Below are 15,383 nucleotides of genomic sequence, written 5' to 3' on the forward strand. Positions count from 1 at the left end.
TTTTACCCCCGCCCCGCTCCCCGTTGACGCCCCGCTGGCCGTGGACGTCCCCGCCGCCGGGGCGCGGGCACCGTCCGCCGCCCTGGAACGGATCCTGCGCGGACCCAGCGGCCTGGGCACGGCGAGCCTCCATCTGGCCCGGTACGAGGAGCCGTCGACGCCCGCGCCGACGGAGGGCACTCCGATCCCGGGCCTCTACCACCATCCGGTGCCGGAGCCCGACCCCGGTCGGGTGGCGGAGGTCAGCCGCAGGATCAAGGCCTGGGCGCTGGACGAGGTCGACCTGTACCCGGACGACTGGGAGGACCAGTTCGACGGCTTCTCCGTGGGCCGCTACATGGTCGCCTGCCATCCGGACGCCCCCACCGTCGACCATCTGATGCTCGCCACACGTCTGATGGTCGCCGAGAACGCCGTGGACGACTGCTACTGCGAGGACCACGGAGGCTCGCCCATCGGCCTCGGCGGACGCCTGCTGCTGGCGCACACCGCACTCGACCCCCTGCACACGACGGGGGAGTACGAGCCGCAGTGGGCGGAGTCGCTTCATTCGGACGCGCCTCGGCGCGCCTACAGATCCGCCATGGACTACTTCCTCCAGAAGGCCAGCCCCTCGCAGGCCGACCGGTTCCGGCACGACATGGCCCGTCTGCACATGGGATACCTCGCCGAGGCCGCGTGGGCCGAGACGGACCATGTCCCGGAGGTGTGGGAGTACCTGGCGATGCGCCAGTTCAACAACTTCCGCCCCTGCCCCACCATCACCGACACCGTCGGCGGCTACGAACTGTCGGCGGACCTGCACGCCCAGCCCGCCATGCAGCGGGTCATCGCGCTCGCCGGGAACGCGACCACCATCGTGAACGACCTCTACTCGTACACCAAGGAACTCGCCAGCCCCGGCCGGCATCTGAATCTGCCGGTCGTGATCGCCGACCGCGCGGGCGTCTCCGACCGCGAGGCCTATCTGAAGGCGGTCGAGGTCCACAACGACCTCATGCGTGACTTCGAGGCCGAAGCCGCAGCCCTGGCCGTCACCTGCCCCGTTCCGAGCGTGCAGCGCTTTCTGCGGGGGGTGGCCGTGTGGGTCGACGGCAACCACTACTGGCACCGGACCAACACCTATCGCTACAGCCTGCCCGATTTCTGGTAACCGCGGTTCGCCCGACTCCTGGTAAGAAGAATGGATTCATCTGTGACCAGCACCGAACTCACCCCCGTCACCGCCTCCACCAGCACCTCTGTGTTCATCCCCGCCCCGGTGACGCCCTACCAGGGGGACATCGCCCGCTACTGGGACGGCGAGGCGAGGCCCGTGAACCTCCGTCTCGGCGATGTCGACGGCCTTTACCACCACCACTACGGCATCGGTGACGTCGACCACGCCGCCCTTGGTGACGCGGAGGACAGCGCGTACGAGAAGAAGCTGATCGCCGAGCTGCACCGCCTGGAGTCGGCGCAGGCCGAACTCCTTCTGGACCACCTCGGCCCCGTCGAGCGCGACGACACGCTCGTGGACGCCGGCTGCGGCCGCGGCGGCTCCATGGTCATGGCCCATCAGCGATTCGGGTGCAAGGTGGAGGGCGTCACCCTGTCGGCGAAGCAGGCCGACTTCGCCAACCGGCGGGCCCGTGAACTCGGCATCGACGCCCATGTCCACGCCCGCGTCTGCAACATGCTCGCCACGCCCTTCGAGACCGGACAGGCCGCGGCCTCGTGGAACAACGAGTCGAGCATGTACGTGGACCTGCACGACCTCTTCGCCGAGCACGCCCGGGTCCTCGCGACCGGCGGCCGTTATGTGACCATCACCGGCTGCTGGAACCCGCGTTACGGCCAGCCCTCGAAGTGGGTCTCCCAGATCAACGCGCACTTCGAGTGCAACATCCACTCCCGCCGGGAGTATCTGCGTGCGATGGCCGACAACCGTCTCGTACCGCAGGCCGTCGTCGACCTCACTCCCGCGACCCTGCCCTACTGGAAGCTGCGGGCCACGTCCTCACTGGTCACCGGTATCGAGGAAGCGTTCATCAACTCGTACGAGGACGGCTCCTTCCAGTACCTGCTGATCGCGGCCGACCGCGTCTGAGGCCGCCCGGTTCTGACGCCACGCTCGGAGAGGGACCGTCGCAGCACCGCGGCGGTCCTGCCCGCAAGCCGACGCCGGAGAAAGGCTTTGGCCGCGATATCCGGTACCCGGCTGCCACGGCCTTGACCTCGGCGGGACCGTGGGAGTGGGCCCGTTCGAGTTGTCACGCCGTTCGAGTCGTCACGGCTTGATGCCGACCCCCGCCCACAGACTGACCTGCGCGTCCGTCGGCGTCTCGGAACCGGCGGGGTGGGTGGGCCGCCAGCGGTGGCCGACGGTGACGCCGGGGTCGAGCAGACGAAGCCCCTCGAAGAAGCGGGTTACGTCCTTCTGCGAGCGAAACTGCACCGGCGTGCCCGAGCGGGTGTAGATGTCCGTCACCTTCTCCCAGGTGGGCGGGTCGAAGTCGGGCGTGCAGTGACTCAGCGCGAGGGCGCTGCCCGAGGGGAGGGCCGCCATGACTCGGGCGACGATGCCGTACGGGTCGCCCGCGTCGGTGATGAAGTGCATCAGCGCGTTCAGCGACAGCGCGACCGGCTGGGACAGGTCGAGCACCTCGGCCAGCTCCGGTGCGGTCAGCAGGGAGTCGGGGTCGTTGACGTCGGCCTCGATGTAGGTGGTGCGGCCCTGCGGGGTGCTGCGCATCAGGCGCTCGGCGTACTTCAGGACCAGCGGGTCGTTGTCGGCGTAGACCACCCGGGCGTCGGGGACCACGGACTGTGCCACCTGGTGCACGTTGGGCTCAGTGGGAATACCGGTGCCGATGTCGAGCCACTGACGGATGCCGTGCTCCTGCGCCAGTACCCGGGTGGCGCGGTGCATGAACGCACGGTTCTCCCGGGCGCAGGTGAAGATGCCCGGGTAGGCGTCCGCGACCGCTTCGGCGGCCTGCTTGTCGACCGGGAAGTGGTCCTTGCCGCCGAGGTAGTAGTCGTACATCCGGGCCGAGTGCGGCCTGCTGGTGTCGAGGTCCCGCGCGGCGCGAGTGTTGCTCATCCTGTCCCCTTAGAAGGTGTGCTGCGGTGTGCCGGGCAGGTCGTGGCCGGAGGCGGCCCCTTCCATGCCTCTCTTCTCCGCCGGGCAGGTGCCCATGGCCCGCTGCCCGTCCCGGCCGGCCGCGAGGTGGTCGGCCATGCCCTGCTTGACCCCTCGGACGAACGCGCCCATCTCCTCGGGGGTGTAGATGAGTGCCGGGCCGGCCGGGTCGGTCGACTGGCGTACCGCGACCCGTCCGTCGGCGAGCTGCTTGGTCTCCACGCACTGGCCTCCGTTGGGGCCGCTCCATGGGTGCTCCCAGCCCTGGTCGCCGAGGGCCGAGGCGGGCATCCCGTTGTAGACGGTGTCATCCGTGATCGTCATGAGTACTCCTTGCGCATGCGGTTCAGGAGTGCCTTGCTCGCGCGGGACGAGGTCAGCAGCGACATCCTGTTGTGTGCCTCCAGATGAGCGACGACGTCCGCGCGTTCGTCCAGGTACATGGAGGCCGAGAGGATCTCGCTGTAGACGATGTCCGGCAGTTCCGGCTCTTCGAACCGGAAGTAGGTGAAGGGAGCGCAGGCCCCGATATGGGCGCCGACGGCGAAGGGCAGGATGTCGATGCTGACGTGGTCCAGCTCCGAGACCTCGAGGAGCCGGTCGATCTGCTCGCGCATTACTTCCGGGCCGCCGACGCTGCGGTGCAGGACCGCTTCCTCCATGACCACCCAGAGGGTGGGCGCGTCCTCCCGGTCCAGCAGGGTCTGTCGGCGCAGCCGCAGGTTGACGCGGCGTTCCACCTCTTCGTCGCTGCCGTTCGGGAAGCCGCCGCTCAGTACGGCGCGGGCGTAGGCGTGTGTCTGAAGAAGCCCCGTGACGTACTGGGGTTCATAGGTACGCAGCGTCCTGGCGGAGGTCTCCAGGCTGACGTACGCGGTGAACCAGCTCGGCAGCACATCGCGGTAGGCGTGCCACCACCCGGGCTTGTTGGCCTGCTCGGCGAGTGCGACGAACTCGTCTATCTCCTGTTGCCCGGCGCCGTACGTCTCCAGGAGCTTCTCGACATAGAGGGGTTTGAGGGCGACTTCGGCCTTCTCCAGCCGGCGGATGGTCAGGGACGTCACCCGAAGAGCGCTTGCGGCGTCGGCCAGTGAGGCACCCGCGCTCTGCCGCATGTCCTGGAGCCTTCGGCCGAGGATCATGCGCAGAACCGTCGGGGCGCTCGTCCCTGCGCCGGATCGAGCTTCACTCACGCCCTACCTCCTGATGGGCTGTCACAAGACCTATTCTGACAGCGACTTGGTGAAGGCGCCAGACTGATTGCGTCTCGCTGAAAATATCAGGGAAGCGGTTGCAGCTTGAACAGAGCTGCGAGCATAGTTGCGTATGCGAGCGCGCCCGCCCGATCGGATTGGCGCACCGCCAACTCCTGAGGTTTTCCTGAGGAGTTACCTCTCCCTGCCGTCAGGCAGCAGACCGTCCCCCTCCCGCCCGCGCCGCTCAGGTCCGCTCCCTGCACCGCGCTCGTCCGCACTCGGAAGGCGATCAACGTGACCCCCCACACGGCCTCTTCGCCCGAACTGTTCTCAACCGCGTATCCCTACCGGGAGCACTGGTTCGGCTTTCCCTCGCTCCGCGCCAACGTACGGACGGCTCGCGACACGGTCCGCCGGCAACTGCGTGCGTGGCGGCTGCCCGGCGACGTGTGCACCGACGCGGTGCTGTTCGTCTCGGAGCTGACGACCAACGCCGTCATTCACTCCGAGAGCACGAGCGTGCTGTGGCGGGCTGTCGCTGACCACCCGTCAGCGGCTGCGGATAGAGGTGCACGACGACGGGCGGACCGCGGCTTGTCCGTCCGGCGCCCGGCCCGGCTGCGAGGCCGAGAGCGGCCGGGGACTGCTGATCGTGCAGCAGCTCGCGGACTCGTGGGGGACCACCGTCTCGACCCGTACCGGAGGCAATGTGACCTGGGCGGTTCTACGGGTCGAGCTCTGACCCCGTGGGGCGTGCGGGGCGGCGACGCGGGGGCGCGGAATACGGGAGGGCCCGCTGCGCACGGACGTTCCAGCTCGGCGTGGCGCGGATGCTCCGGTGAAGGCGGTCCTGGCTGCCCCGACCACCGCCCGCTCCCCAGCGCCCGGGGCATCACAGGTCGGGCAGGGGCGCTGAATCGAGCTGGGCGGTGGCCAGGACCGCGACGGCATCGCGGGTGCGCGGACAGCAGGCCGGCCTCGCTGTGCCGGTCAATCACGGGGGACGGTCACCGGGCCGCGCGGTCCGGCCGCCGCCGCGGTCCCACGGTCCTGCTGTCAGGCCCAGGGGTCGAACGGGATGCCGGACGGCTTGGAGGCGTTGAGGAGGTTCCGGAAGCGGTCGTCCTTGTCCGTGGTCTTGATGGTGGCCGACCCGAAGTCCGCGTTGTTCAGACGGTCACGCAGAGAGGTGCTCGGCCAGCCGTTCCAGTCCACGATGGGGGGCTGGCGCCAGTTGTGGTAGTGGTTCTCCGCCGGCTCGTCGTTGCTGTTGGCGAGCCGGAAGAAGTGGGTGCCCAGCCCCTCCTTGTGGTAGACGACCTTGGGGTGGGAACCGTCGAAGCGTACCTGCGAACGCGGGTAGGTCACCTGGCTGGAGTGCTGAGTGGTCGTGACGTATTCGACCTGGTTGGACGCCTGGTTGATCCACGAGATCACGTGCTCGAAGTCGTGACGGTGACCACCGAGTCCGCTGCCGGGAAGGGCCTGGTCCTTCTCGAAGTAGCTGGCGTACACGACCGCACACCATCCGTTGTTGCACTTCGAGCGGGCGTAGGTCTGGGTCCGGTCCAGGTCGGACTGGTCACGGCAACTGCCGTTGACCGCGCCGGAGGTGTTCAGACCGGGGTTGAGCGTTCCGTCGGGTGCGATGGCGGCAACGGGGTAGCAGCCATCGCCGTCGTAGTCGTACGCGGGCGAGAACGACGCCTCGTAACCCCCGGCCTTCTGGGGCAGGTTCGGCAGATTGTCGGCGTGAGCCACTGACGTCGGCAGCACGACGGTCAGGACCGTGGCGCCGAACAGCGCGCCCAGCCAGGACCGCTTCCGCTTGATGTACGCCTGGGCCGACCGGCCCGCTCCGGGCAACGACGAGTTGTCCATGTCCGTCCCTTCGGATGACTCGGCGAGCGGTCGGCGTGGTGCCGGCGCGGCCGAGTGATGGCTGTCGAGAGCATCCCCGACGGGAGTGTCCATGACAGGTTCTCCTGAACGCCAGTCCGGTGAACCGCTCCTGAACAAGATCGGCCCCTCCTGCGCGGCGGCCGCGATCCTCATTCCGTATTCCGTTCTTCGCGACGGCCCGGCGAGCTGGCGCCCCGCGTGCCTCGGCATCGCGAACGGGCAGCGCTGAGGGCGAGCACACATGTGCTCGCCCTCAGTCAGGCCGCCTCGCTCAGACCGTTCGGAAGCCGATCCGCGGCGGCTGCCTGGCGGTGTCGGTGTCGGTCACTGATCGCCGTGCTCGACCGGCACGACCTCGATGGTCTTCGAGGCCGTGATCGGCGCGAGCGAACTGTCGTCGGTGTAGGCACGCATCGAGTCGTTCGTCACCGTCACGGTCACCGAGCCGGCCCGCAGCGCGGTGAGCATTCGCGTCCGCGGGTCCAGGATCGCGACCTTGCCCTGTCGGCGGGCGTCGTCAACGGCGCTCTGCCCACTGCCGATCGCCAGGTTGGACGAGCCGCTCCAGTCGACCGACATCGGGTATCGCAGCGGCACCACACGCGAGCCCGTCGACACTCCCTGCGGCTGCACGATGCTGCCCGAGAGCTGCGCCGTCCTGTCGATCTCGACCGTGGCCGGGGTGTTGAGCGTGATCGACTGGGCGAAGGCGCGCACATCGGCCTTGAGCCACTGCTGTGTCGCGTCCCGGCCCGCGTCGACGGACCAGTCGACCCAGCCGGTGAAACCGCCGCGGTCCGGCGTACCGTACGGGTCCTTGCCCGACGACGGCAGCACCGTGTAGGGGACACCCTCAAGGCGGTGGACGTTGGCTATCTGGGCGTGGGAGCCGACCATCGCGGCACCCTTGCGTGAGGAGTCACGGAAGTCCGTGAGCATGTTCTCGATGAGCGCGACCTCGTCGCGGTCGCCGAGCTGGCTGGACTTCGCCTCGGCGGGGTCGTCCACCGGGTGGTGGGCGAACACCATGACGTTGCGCACCGACCGGTCCTTCTCGGCGTCGGCGAGCGCCTTCTGCATCATCGGGAGCTGGTCCCACGCCGACCCGCGCAGCGATCCGAGGGAGCTGGCGAGCAGGATGAACCGCGTGCCCTTGTGGTCGAACGTCCGGTACGGCCGGCCGAACTCGGTGGTGAAGTTCGTCAGGTCGCTCTGGACGTTGTTGAGGCCGTACGACTCGTGGTTGCCCGGCACGTAGTAGCACGGGATCGAGCCGGCCTCCGGGTCCGGCGTGCTGTCCGGCGCCGGCTCCTGGCCGACCGGGATGAGGTCGCACCCGGCGTCCGTCAGCACCTTGCGGGCGAGCGCGAGGTCCTGCGGCAGGCCGCGGTCGGTGATGTCACCGTTGAGGACGAGCAGGTCCGGGTCGGTCTTGCGGATCCGCTGGATGGCGGCCGTCGCGACCTGGGTCAGCGCCGGGTTGTCGGCCGTGAACTGCACGTCCGACAGCGTGGCGAACTGCCATGTCTTGCGGCCGGCGAGCAGCGAGCCGTCGTCGGAGATGAGCGGGTCGGCCTGAAGCTCGGGCTGGGCGGGCAGGTCGATCGACGTCGGGACGTCGGCCTCGATGCGGTCCAGGACGAACGTGCCCGCCTTCTGCTGGGCGACGTTGGTGTTGATGCCCTGGAAGCTGGAGATCACGATCGGGAACGCCGCGGTCGCGGGCACCGTGAACGTGGCGTTCTGCCAGTCGTTGCTCGCGGCCAGGCCGGTGCCGTAGACGCCACCGCTCTTGCCGGCCGAGTCGATGTAGCCGAGGTACGTCAGACCGCTCGGCACGCTGATGCTCGACTTGATCCGTACCCGTACGCGCAGCGGCTGGCCGGGAACCGGCACACGCTGGGCCGCCGACGCCGCCGAGATGCCCACGTTGCGCATCGCGTTGAAGTCGATACGCAGGCCGTCGGGGTCCGCCGAGAACTTCGTGGCCGCGGTGCTGTTGTTGCGCCAGCGTGCGAGCACGTCGTCATCGAAGCCGTAGACCGTCCTGGTCTGCACGCCGATCGTGATCGGGAGCTGGACCGACTTTCCGGCGACCGAGAGCTTGAGGATCGTGCTCGCGTTGGCGAGCGGGGTGACCTTGAGTCTGCCGTTCGCGGGCTGCACGTCGACGACGCTGTGGTCGTAGTCCAGCTTGAGGTCCCGCGGGTCGATCGGGGCCGTGTAACCCTGCGCGTCGCGGCCGGTCACGGAGACGGTGGCCGCCTGCTCGGGCGTCGCGTCGGCTATCGACAGGAGCTGGGACGACAGCTCCACGCTGTCGAGCGGGCCGAGGACGGTGACCTTCGCGTCCTCGTGCTCGCCGTCCACCCGCGCCTCGACCTTGACGGTGCCCGCCTCGGCCGGGGCCGTGAGCGTGCCGTCCTCGACCGACGCGTCGTCGGAGGACCACCGCACGGCCTTCTGGTCGACCGCCACCGGAGTCTCGTGCTTGTCGACGCCCCGTACGACGAGTCCGCGGCGCAGCCCCGGGAAGACCTTCACGCCGCCGTCGGCCGACGTCGCACCCGGCGCGGGCTTGACGAGGATCTCGTGCAGTTTGCCGTCGCCCTTCGCGACGAACACCCCGACGCCGTTGGGGTCGCTGCGCTCGTGTCCGTCGGACGGTACGTTGCGGACCGTCGCGTCGTCCTCGCCGAGCGCGCGGGCGACCATCGTGGTCGAGCCGCCGCCGTCGAGGTTGACCGCGGTCTCCACGCCCATCGCGGCGAGGTCACGTGCCTCCTTGTCGATCCCGACGCCGCCCTTGCCGGTGCCGCCCGGGCCGTCCCAGGTGGCCAGCACGAGCGACTTGCCGCCGTCCTTGAAGCCGAGCGCGGTGCGCGGGGCGATCGAGGTGTCGAGGCCCTTGACGACCTGGCCGCTGGAGACGATGGTGCCGCCGTGGCCGATCGCGAACCGCATCGCCTTGGCGGCGCTGTCGGCGAGCGAGTAGCTGAGCGTCGCGGGGGCACCGGGCTGCAGCGCGCGGATCGCGGTCGCCGCGGCGCCGCGCCCGACCAGTACGAAGGCGCCGTCCGGGATCGTCCCCGAGCCCGCGGGACCGTTCGGCGTGACCGACACGACCGAACCGTTCTTGACCAGGACCTCGGCGATCTGGTCGTTGGGTACGCCGGTCAGGCCCCCGTTGCGGCTGTAGTTGCCCCACGCGGACGTGAACGCGACCATGCCGTCCGCGGGGATCCCGCCGCCGTTCGCCGCGTTGACCGACAGGACTTTGCGGTCCGCGCCCGCGAAATTCGCCGTCGCGTTGACCGAGAGGTCCACGAGCTGGGCGATGCCGTCCTTGCTGACGCCGACGTGCTTGCGGCCGCCGGTGACGTCGGCGGTCTTGAGGAGTTCGCCGTCCTGGATCTCGCCACCGAGCGCCGCGTTGGAGTTGCCGATGTCGAAGAAGTCGCCATTGACGCCCGCGACGGCGCCGGCCTTCTTGGCGGCCTCGGTGAGCGGCCCGCCGGACGCGACGGGTCCGGAGGTGAGCAGGTCCGTGCTGACGTCCTTGTCAGCCAGATTCACGGTCAGGAACTGCGCGTCGTACCAGCCCTTCTGGTCGAGCGCCTTCACATGCTGCAGGTTGATCCCCGGACCGATCTTCTCCACCGTGTTGATCAAGGGGATTCCGCCGGTGACCGGCGCGGGCCGGCTGTCGTCCGCGTACGCGACGGCGGGTGCGGCCGTCAGCGCGGTCGCCGTGGCGAGCACCACTAGCAGTGGCCTCGTATACCGATGGTTCAAGACGTTCGGTTTCATTGGAACCTCGGGTCAAGAGACAACGCGGGGGCAAGGCCCCCGGTACGCCCAGTTCGATCGTGGGCGCGCACCCGATTAGAAAGATCAACTGAGAAGCACGGATGACGCCATCACGAGCCCGCAATGAACCCTCGTTGTGAAGTGCCGTCTTGACGGCCCGGCGGGTTCTCGGCGACGGCCCGGACCTCTCTCCCGTACGGCGGGTGCCGTACGTCCAGCGCCCGGCGGGAGTGTCAGTGGCTTCCGTTAGGTTCCTCTCATGAGTTCTTCCCTGAGCGTCTACCTGCTGGACGTGGCCGCCACGCGCGCCCTCGTCGGCTCCCGCGACGACCAGTTGCTGGAGGCGATACGCACCAACTTCGGGGACGATCTGGTCCGCGACGACGACTATCACCATCACGCGATCGAGCTGGGCGCCCCCACGGCGGACGAGGCACTGCGCGCGGTCGTCCACGGCGGGCCCTTCAGCGACAACCGCGACCACGCCTTCCAGTACGGCTACGCCTATGAGCGGCTGTGCTCGCTCACCGGCACGTTCCTGCCGAACGACTGCTTCACACCGCACAGGGGCGACTGGCTGTCCGTCGTCGACCGGGGTCTGAAGGCTCTGGGCATCACCGCCGTGTCAGTGGAGGCCTTCAGCTACGGCGATTTCCCCGCCCCGCTGCCGTACACCCACACACCGGGCTGCGGCGAGTGGACGCCCGATCACATAGCTGAGGCGCTGAGGCAGTTCGAGGCGGCCAAGCGCGCGGCCGAGGAGTCGGGGGAGGCCCCGTCGCTGGAGCCCGAGGTCGTGGAGGCCGCGATGCAGTGCCTGAGCTGGATGCGGCACGCGGAGACACGAAAGGGCTTCGGCGTCATCGGCTTCCGCTCCTGATACCCGTTCCTGAAATCCGCTTCTGAAATCCGCTCCTGATACCGAGGACGAGAACGACATCCGGTGGGAAGGGTGCCGGTCGGCGGGAAGGGCATTTCTCGTCAGCTCTCGGGCAGAGGCCTGTGGCGCACGCGGAGCCCGATGCCGGCGGACAGCACCACCAGGCACGCCGTGAAGACCAGCCCCGCGTTCTTCAGTCCCAGCGCCAGGGCCAGTGCCCCGACGCCGACCACGGGCAGGGAGATTCCCAGGTACGCCACGACGAAGTAGGCGGAGATGGTGCCGCCGCGCTGTTCGGGCGGCGCGGCCCCGCTGACCGCGGCCAGACCGGCGCGGAAGGCCAGTCCGTGGCCGAGGCCGCCGCAGAGCGCGCCCAGCACGAGGAGCGTCAGCGACTCGGCAGCCAGGGACGCGCCCACCAGCAGAAGACCGAGGACCAGGAAGAGGCAGCCGCCGGGCAGCGCCCGGCGGACGCCGACCTTCCCGAGCAGCGCCTGGCCGGCCGTGGACGCCAGGAACACCGAGAAGACGACCGTGCCCGACACCGCCAGACTGTGCTCGCCGAGCGTCTGGGACAGAAAGGCCGGTGCCACCGCCAGGAACAGTCCCAGCAGAGCGAAACCGACGAAGGCGGCCAGCGCCGACGGCACGAACACCGCGCGGGCTTCGGGCGGCACCGCCAGACCCTGCGGCCTCAGCGGTGGCCACCGCACCGGATCCCGGACGGTCTCCGGCAGGAACCAGGTCAGTACGCACGCCACAGCCACCAGCGCGAGATTCACCAGGAAGGTCAGCCGCAACGGCCAGGGCGCGTACTGGGCGAGCAGCCCGGACAGCAGCGGGCCGCAGCCCAGACCGCCCATACCGGCCGCGGTGGCGACGAACGCCGCCCGTGCCGCGTGCCCCGGTGCGGCCAGTTCCAGCACCGTGGCGGTGGCGGTGCCGCTGAGCAGCCCGGCGGCGAAGCCCGACAGCAGCCGGCCGGCGAACAGCAGCGGCAGGCCGCCTTCGAAGAGGAAACAGAGGGCACTCGCGGCGGAGAGCCCAAGGGCGGCCAGCAGTACCGGCCGGCGCCCCGCCCTGTCGGAGTAGTCGCCCGCCACCAGCAGCGCGGAGATCACGCCGACGGCGTAGACGGCGAACACCACCGTGACCATCAGCTCCGAGAAGCCGAGCTCCTCGCGGTAGAGCCCGTACAGCGGGGTGGGCAGGGTCGTACCGGCCATACCGATGGCGAACACCACCGCGGCCGCCGCACTGCCGGGCCGCCGCCCGGTCACGTGCATGCGGACGATCACGCACGCCACCGTACAAGCGGACGGACGGAGCCACCGCACCCGTAGCCGCTTCGGTGGTCCGTGTCGGCCCGGAGGACGGCGGCGTCGGCGCGGAGGACGGCGGCGGCCCGGAGGACGGGCGGAGGCCCGTCTCCTCCGATTCTCCGATCCGGTTCTCCGGGTCCTACGTACGAGATGAACGCCGCGGGCTCAGAGCGTCAGTACCGGCCGGGTGGAGAAGTCCTCGTAGAGTTCTTCGCCGTCCGGGCCGTACACGAACTCGGCCATGGAAGGGTTGCGGCCGGCCGTGGCCAGCGGCAGCCACGCCAGTAGGTGGCCGTAGCCGCCGCACACCGACTCGCCGCCGTCCCCGCCGTGGACCGCGGTGACGTCGCTGGTCAACTCGGTGCGGTAGGTGTCGTAGGCGATGCGCAGGCCGAAGGCGTTCGGCTGGTTCTGCGGCCCGTCCGTATCGCCGTAGGGGATACGGTCCATGGGGCAGTCGTCGCCCCAGCGGAACAGGGTTGTGGCGCCGGCCCCGCAGGAGTGCTCCCACTCGTCCGAGCTCGGCAGCCGCAGGCCGCGAGCGGCGAGGACCGCCGGCATGTCCGCCGGCAGCTCGGTGAGATTCTCGTCCTCCACCGCCATGAGCACGGTGGCCAGAGTGCGGGTCCGGCGCGGGCTGAGCTCCCGGGCGAGGTGGGCCCGGAGATCGGGACCGTAGCCGAAGCCCTGATGCAGGCTCTCCGCGAAGTCGGCGGTCTGCTCGGGCGTCGGCTGCCAGGCGTCGAGGTCGAACCCGAGCGTCACCGTGCCGCCGGGTATCAGAGCGAATTCCTGGGCGCTCCGCTCGATCCGGACACGATGGAGCGGGGCGTCGAGGTGCTCAACGGTCTCGACGGCGGTCACGCGGCCACCGACCTGCTCCGCGGCCTCGTGGGCGACTCGGCGTGCGGTCGGCAGGTTGAACGACCGCCACCGGTCAAGACTGAGATCGGCGAGAGACATGCGCCGCAGTGTGGCACGTGCCTCTGACACGGCTCGGCCAGGAGCGAGGTTCAACTAGTGTCGCGAGCATGGTCGAACACGATGCCTTCAGTGCCGCCCGCGACGCTTACGACGCTCTTGCCTCCACGTACGCGCAGCGGTTCCGTGACGAACTGCGTGACAGGCCCCTGGACCGCGCGATCTTGAGCGCTTTCGCCGAGGTCGTCAGCACGAGTGGGGACGCTCAGGTCGCGGACCTGGGGTGTGGACCTGGCCATATCACCGCTCATCTCGACGAGTTGGGGCTGCCGGTGTTCGGCGTCGACGCCGCTCCCGCGATGATCGAGCTGGCCCGGCAGGCCTATCCGGGCCTGCGGTTCGACGTGGGCTCGATGGCCGCGCTGGACATCGCTGACGGAGTGCTGGGCGGCGTACTCTCACGCTGGTCCGTCATCCACACCCCGCCGCGGGAACTCCCCGTCATCCTGGCGGAGTTCAACCGTGTGCTGGCACCCGGCGGCCACCTTCTGATCGGCTTCTCGGCGACCGATGGCCCGTCTCACCCGACGCAGGTCTTCGATCACGTAGTCGCGCCGGCCTATCGGTGGTCGCCCGATCATCTCGCCGCGATGCTGCGCGAGTCCGGTTTGGCGGAGGTGGCCCGGATGGTCCGCGAGCCCCAGCCCACTGACCGACGCCAGTTCCAGGAGATCCAACTGCTCGCCCGCAAAGCGTAGGTACGGGGGCGGACGCGCTTGGGGAGGAATGTCCGCCGTTGTGTTCTGCCCCATCGGGCAGGAACGGCTGCCCATGCCGGACGACGTCCCGCTCCTGTACTGGAGCGGTGCCCGTACGGCAGTGTCGGATTGAGAGAGGTCTGCCGCTGGACACCCCAGGGAGCCGAGGATGCGTGACCACGTACACGATCAGGATCACGAAAACGGTGATGCCGCCGTCAGCAGGCCGCACCAGGCCGATGACGCGCGGCTGTTCAAGGCCGCCGTCGGCGGTCGCGCGGATGTCGTAGGTCCGTCCGGCATGGGCGTTCTCCAACGGGCCGTCGGCAACAGCGCGGTGGGGGCGATGATGCAGCGTGATCGCGACGAGGAAGCCGCGCCGGAGCAGCGCTCTCCCGTCCACGACGTCGTCAACTCCGGCTCAGGGCAGGCGCTGGACAGCGACACCCGTACCGATATGGAGGCCCGGCTCGGGTCGGACTTCTCCGATGTCCGGGTGCACACCGGAGACGCGGCACACCAGTCCGCGAAGTCCGTCGGTGCGCATGCCTACACCGTCGGCAACAACGTCGTCTTCCAACGGGACGCCTACGACCCGTCCTCCCACTCCGGCCGGACCACGCTGGCCCACGAGCTGACCCATGTGATCCAGCAGCGCAGCGGTCCGGTCGACGGGACCGATGCCCCCGGCGGCATCCGGGTCAGTGATCCCTCGGACCGTTACGAGCGGGAGGCCACCGCCAACGCCGAGCGCGCGATGTCCGCCCCGGCCCTCCAGGCCGCCCCGGAGCCCGCCACCGCACCCGGCCCGGCCGCGGCCGTACAGCGGGAGTCCGAGGGAGAGGACGAGGAACCCGCTGATGTCCAGGGCATGTTCGTGCAGCGGGCCGAGGAGCAGGAAGAGCAGGAGGAACCGGCCGCCTCGTGACGGCGGCCGGGCAAAGGGGGCGGGGACGGGCTCACAGCCCGTCCCCGCCCCCTTTGCCCAGCCGTACCATCCCGCTCTTGCCGCTCTTGCTGCCCTTGCCGGTCAGCTCGCCGACGCGCTCGTGCTCGGGGCAGGAGCGGCCCGTAGCGTCCCGCCCACCAGAAGCGATTCCGCGCACTGGGCCGGGGCCGGAGTGCCCACCGGCCGTCCCACTTCGCGGCATGTCACCGTCATGGTGATCTGGCCGTCGGCGGGCACCACGATCGGGGTGACGAAGTGGTAGTCCTGGTCCCGGAAGTTCTGCAGGGCGAGTCTGAGGAGGGTCTGGCCCTCGGCGGCGATGACGACGTTGCCCGAGTCGCCCTGCGGGTTCTGCACCACCAGGTCGGTCAGTTCGAAGAGCTGACCCGCCGGGACCTTGTACACGGTCTTGGCCGTCGGATCCCCGCCCACCGAGTCCCTGACCTCGGTCTGGGCGCTCTTCGGGTCTCCGAAACCGCCGGCACCGCCGCCGCCCGTGCCACCGCCCGAGCCGCCCGACC

13 protein-coding genes and 2 pseudogenes are annotated in these 15,383 nt (G+C 69.6%); 7 read left to right on the plus strand and 8 right to left on the minus strand.

What is annotated here, in order from left to right; all coding sequences use genetic code 11:
• Together WH07_RS18580 and WH07_RS18585 are read left to right on the plus strand one after the other, a co-directional pair.
• Positions 1-1,153, plus strand: a 1,153-nt coding sequence (locus WH07_RS18580) for a family 2 encapsulin nanocompartment cargo protein terpene cyclase (RefSeq protein WP_046501228.1), incomplete at its 5' end; no start/stop codon positions are given.
• Positions 1,154-1,195: 42 nt separating this feature from the next.
• Positions 1,196-2,089 (plus strand): geranyl diphosphate 2-C-methyltransferase, encoded by an 894-nt coding sequence (locus WH07_RS18585; protein WP_046501216.1) that lies wholly within the window; start codon positions 1,196-1,198, stop codon positions 2,087-2,089.
• Positions 2,090-2,269: 180 nt separating this feature from the next.
• On the opposite strand, the gene WH07_RS18590 is transcribed toward WH07_RS18585, so the two are convergent.
• From WH07_RS18590 to WH07_RS18600, 3 genes and pseudogenes are all read right to left on the minus strand, one after another.
• On the minus strand, positions 2,270-3,085 hold the full coding sequence (locus WH07_RS18590; RefSeq protein WP_046501218.1) for an SAM-dependent methyltransferase: 816 nt from the start codon (positions 3,083-3,085) through the stop codon (positions 2,270-2,272).
• Between the two features lie 114 nt (positions 3,086-3,199).
• Positions 3,200-3,448 (minus strand): annotated as a pseudogene (locus WH07_RS18595) (DUF397 domain-containing protein); the annotation flags it as partial.
• Positions 3,445-4,317 (minus strand): DUF5753 domain-containing protein, encoded by an 873-nt coding sequence (locus WH07_RS18600; RefSeq protein ID WP_046501219.1) that lies wholly within the window; start codon positions 4,315-4,317, stop codon positions 3,445-3,447. The pseudogene WH07_RS18595 and the gene WH07_RS18600, both read right to left, overlap by 4 nt.
• A 571-nt stretch (positions 4,318-4,888) precedes the next feature.
• Between WH07_RS18600 and WH07_RS41245 the strand changes: the two genes are divergently transcribed.
• Entirely contained in the window at positions 4,889-5,062 is a 174-nt protein-coding gene (locus WH07_RS41245; protein WP_232788958.1) for an ATP-binding protein, read from the plus strand.
• Between the two features lie 314 nt (positions 5,063-5,376).
• Here the strand turns inward: WH07_RS41245 and WH07_RS18610 are convergent, their stop codons facing one another.
• Complete coding sequence (locus WH07_RS18610; RefSeq protein WP_232788959.1) at positions 5,377-6,294, minus strand: NPP1 family protein; 918 nt, start codon at positions 6,292-6,294, stop codon at positions 5,377-5,379.
• Here WH07_RS18610 and WH07_RS39840 point away from each other — a divergent pair.
• Entirely contained in the window at positions 6,293-6,451 is a 159-nt protein-coding gene (locus tag WH07_RS39840) for a hypothetical protein (RefSeq protein WP_157877381.1), read from the plus strand. The two genes, WH07_RS18610 and WH07_RS39840, sit on opposite strands and share 2 nt — an antisense overlap.
• Positions 6,452-6,546: 95 nt before the next feature.
• Here the strand turns inward: WH07_RS39840 and WH07_RS18615 are convergent, their stop codons facing one another.
• Positions 6,547-9,984, minus strand: a complete 3,438-nt coding sequence (locus WH07_RS18615) for a phosphodiester glycosidase family protein (protein WP_198533837.1) — start codon at positions 9,982-9,984, stop codon at positions 6,547-6,549.
• Positions 9,985-10,291: 307 nt separating this feature from the next.
• Between WH07_RS18615 and WH07_RS18620 the strand changes: the two genes are divergently transcribed.
• Positions 10,292-10,912, plus strand: coding sequence for a DUF7691 family protein (locus WH07_RS18620; protein WP_046501221.1), 621 nt, complete (start codon positions 10,292-10,294; stop codon positions 10,910-10,912).
• A gap of 101 nt (positions 10,913-11,013) precedes the next feature.
• On the opposite strand, the gene WH07_RS18625 is transcribed toward WH07_RS18620, so the two are convergent.
• Both WH07_RS18625 and WH07_RS18630 read right to left on the minus strand, forming a co-directional pair.
• The gene (locus WH07_RS18625; protein WP_046501234.1) at positions 11,014-12,198 is read right to left on the minus strand and encodes an MFS transporter; all 1,185 of its coding nucleotides are present in this window, start codon (positions 12,196-12,198) and stop codon (positions 11,014-11,016) included.
• A gap of 201 nt (positions 12,199-12,399) precedes the next feature.
• Complete coding sequence (locus tag WH07_RS18630) at positions 12,400-13,197, minus strand: hypothetical protein (protein WP_046501223.1); 798 nt, start codon at positions 13,195-13,197, stop codon at positions 12,400-12,402.
• Positions 13,198-13,265: 68 nt separating this feature from the next.
• Between WH07_RS18630 and WH07_RS18635 the strand changes: the two genes are divergently transcribed.
• A complete protein-coding gene (locus WH07_RS18635) occupies positions 13,266-13,913 on the plus strand; it encodes a class I SAM-dependent methyltransferase (protein ID WP_046501224.1) in 648 nt (215 codons plus the stop codon).
• Between the two features lie 169 nt (positions 13,914-14,082).
• A complete protein-coding gene (locus WH07_RS18640; RefSeq protein WP_046501226.1) occupies positions 14,083-14,841 on the plus strand; it encodes an eCIS core domain-containing protein in 759 nt (252 codons plus the stop codon).
• A 102-nt stretch (positions 14,842-14,943) separates the two neighbouring features.
• On the opposite strand, the pseudogene WH07_RS18645 reads toward WH07_RS18640, so the two are convergent.
• Positions 14,944-15,383, minus strand: a pseudogene (locus WH07_RS18645) (hypothetical protein); the annotation flags it as partial.

It is taken from the genome of Streptomyces odonnellii, assembly GCF_000981895.1.
In the GTDB taxonomy this organism is placed as follows: domain Bacteria; phylum Actinomycetota; class Actinomycetes; order Streptomycetales; family Streptomycetaceae; genus Streptomyces; species Streptomyces odonnellii.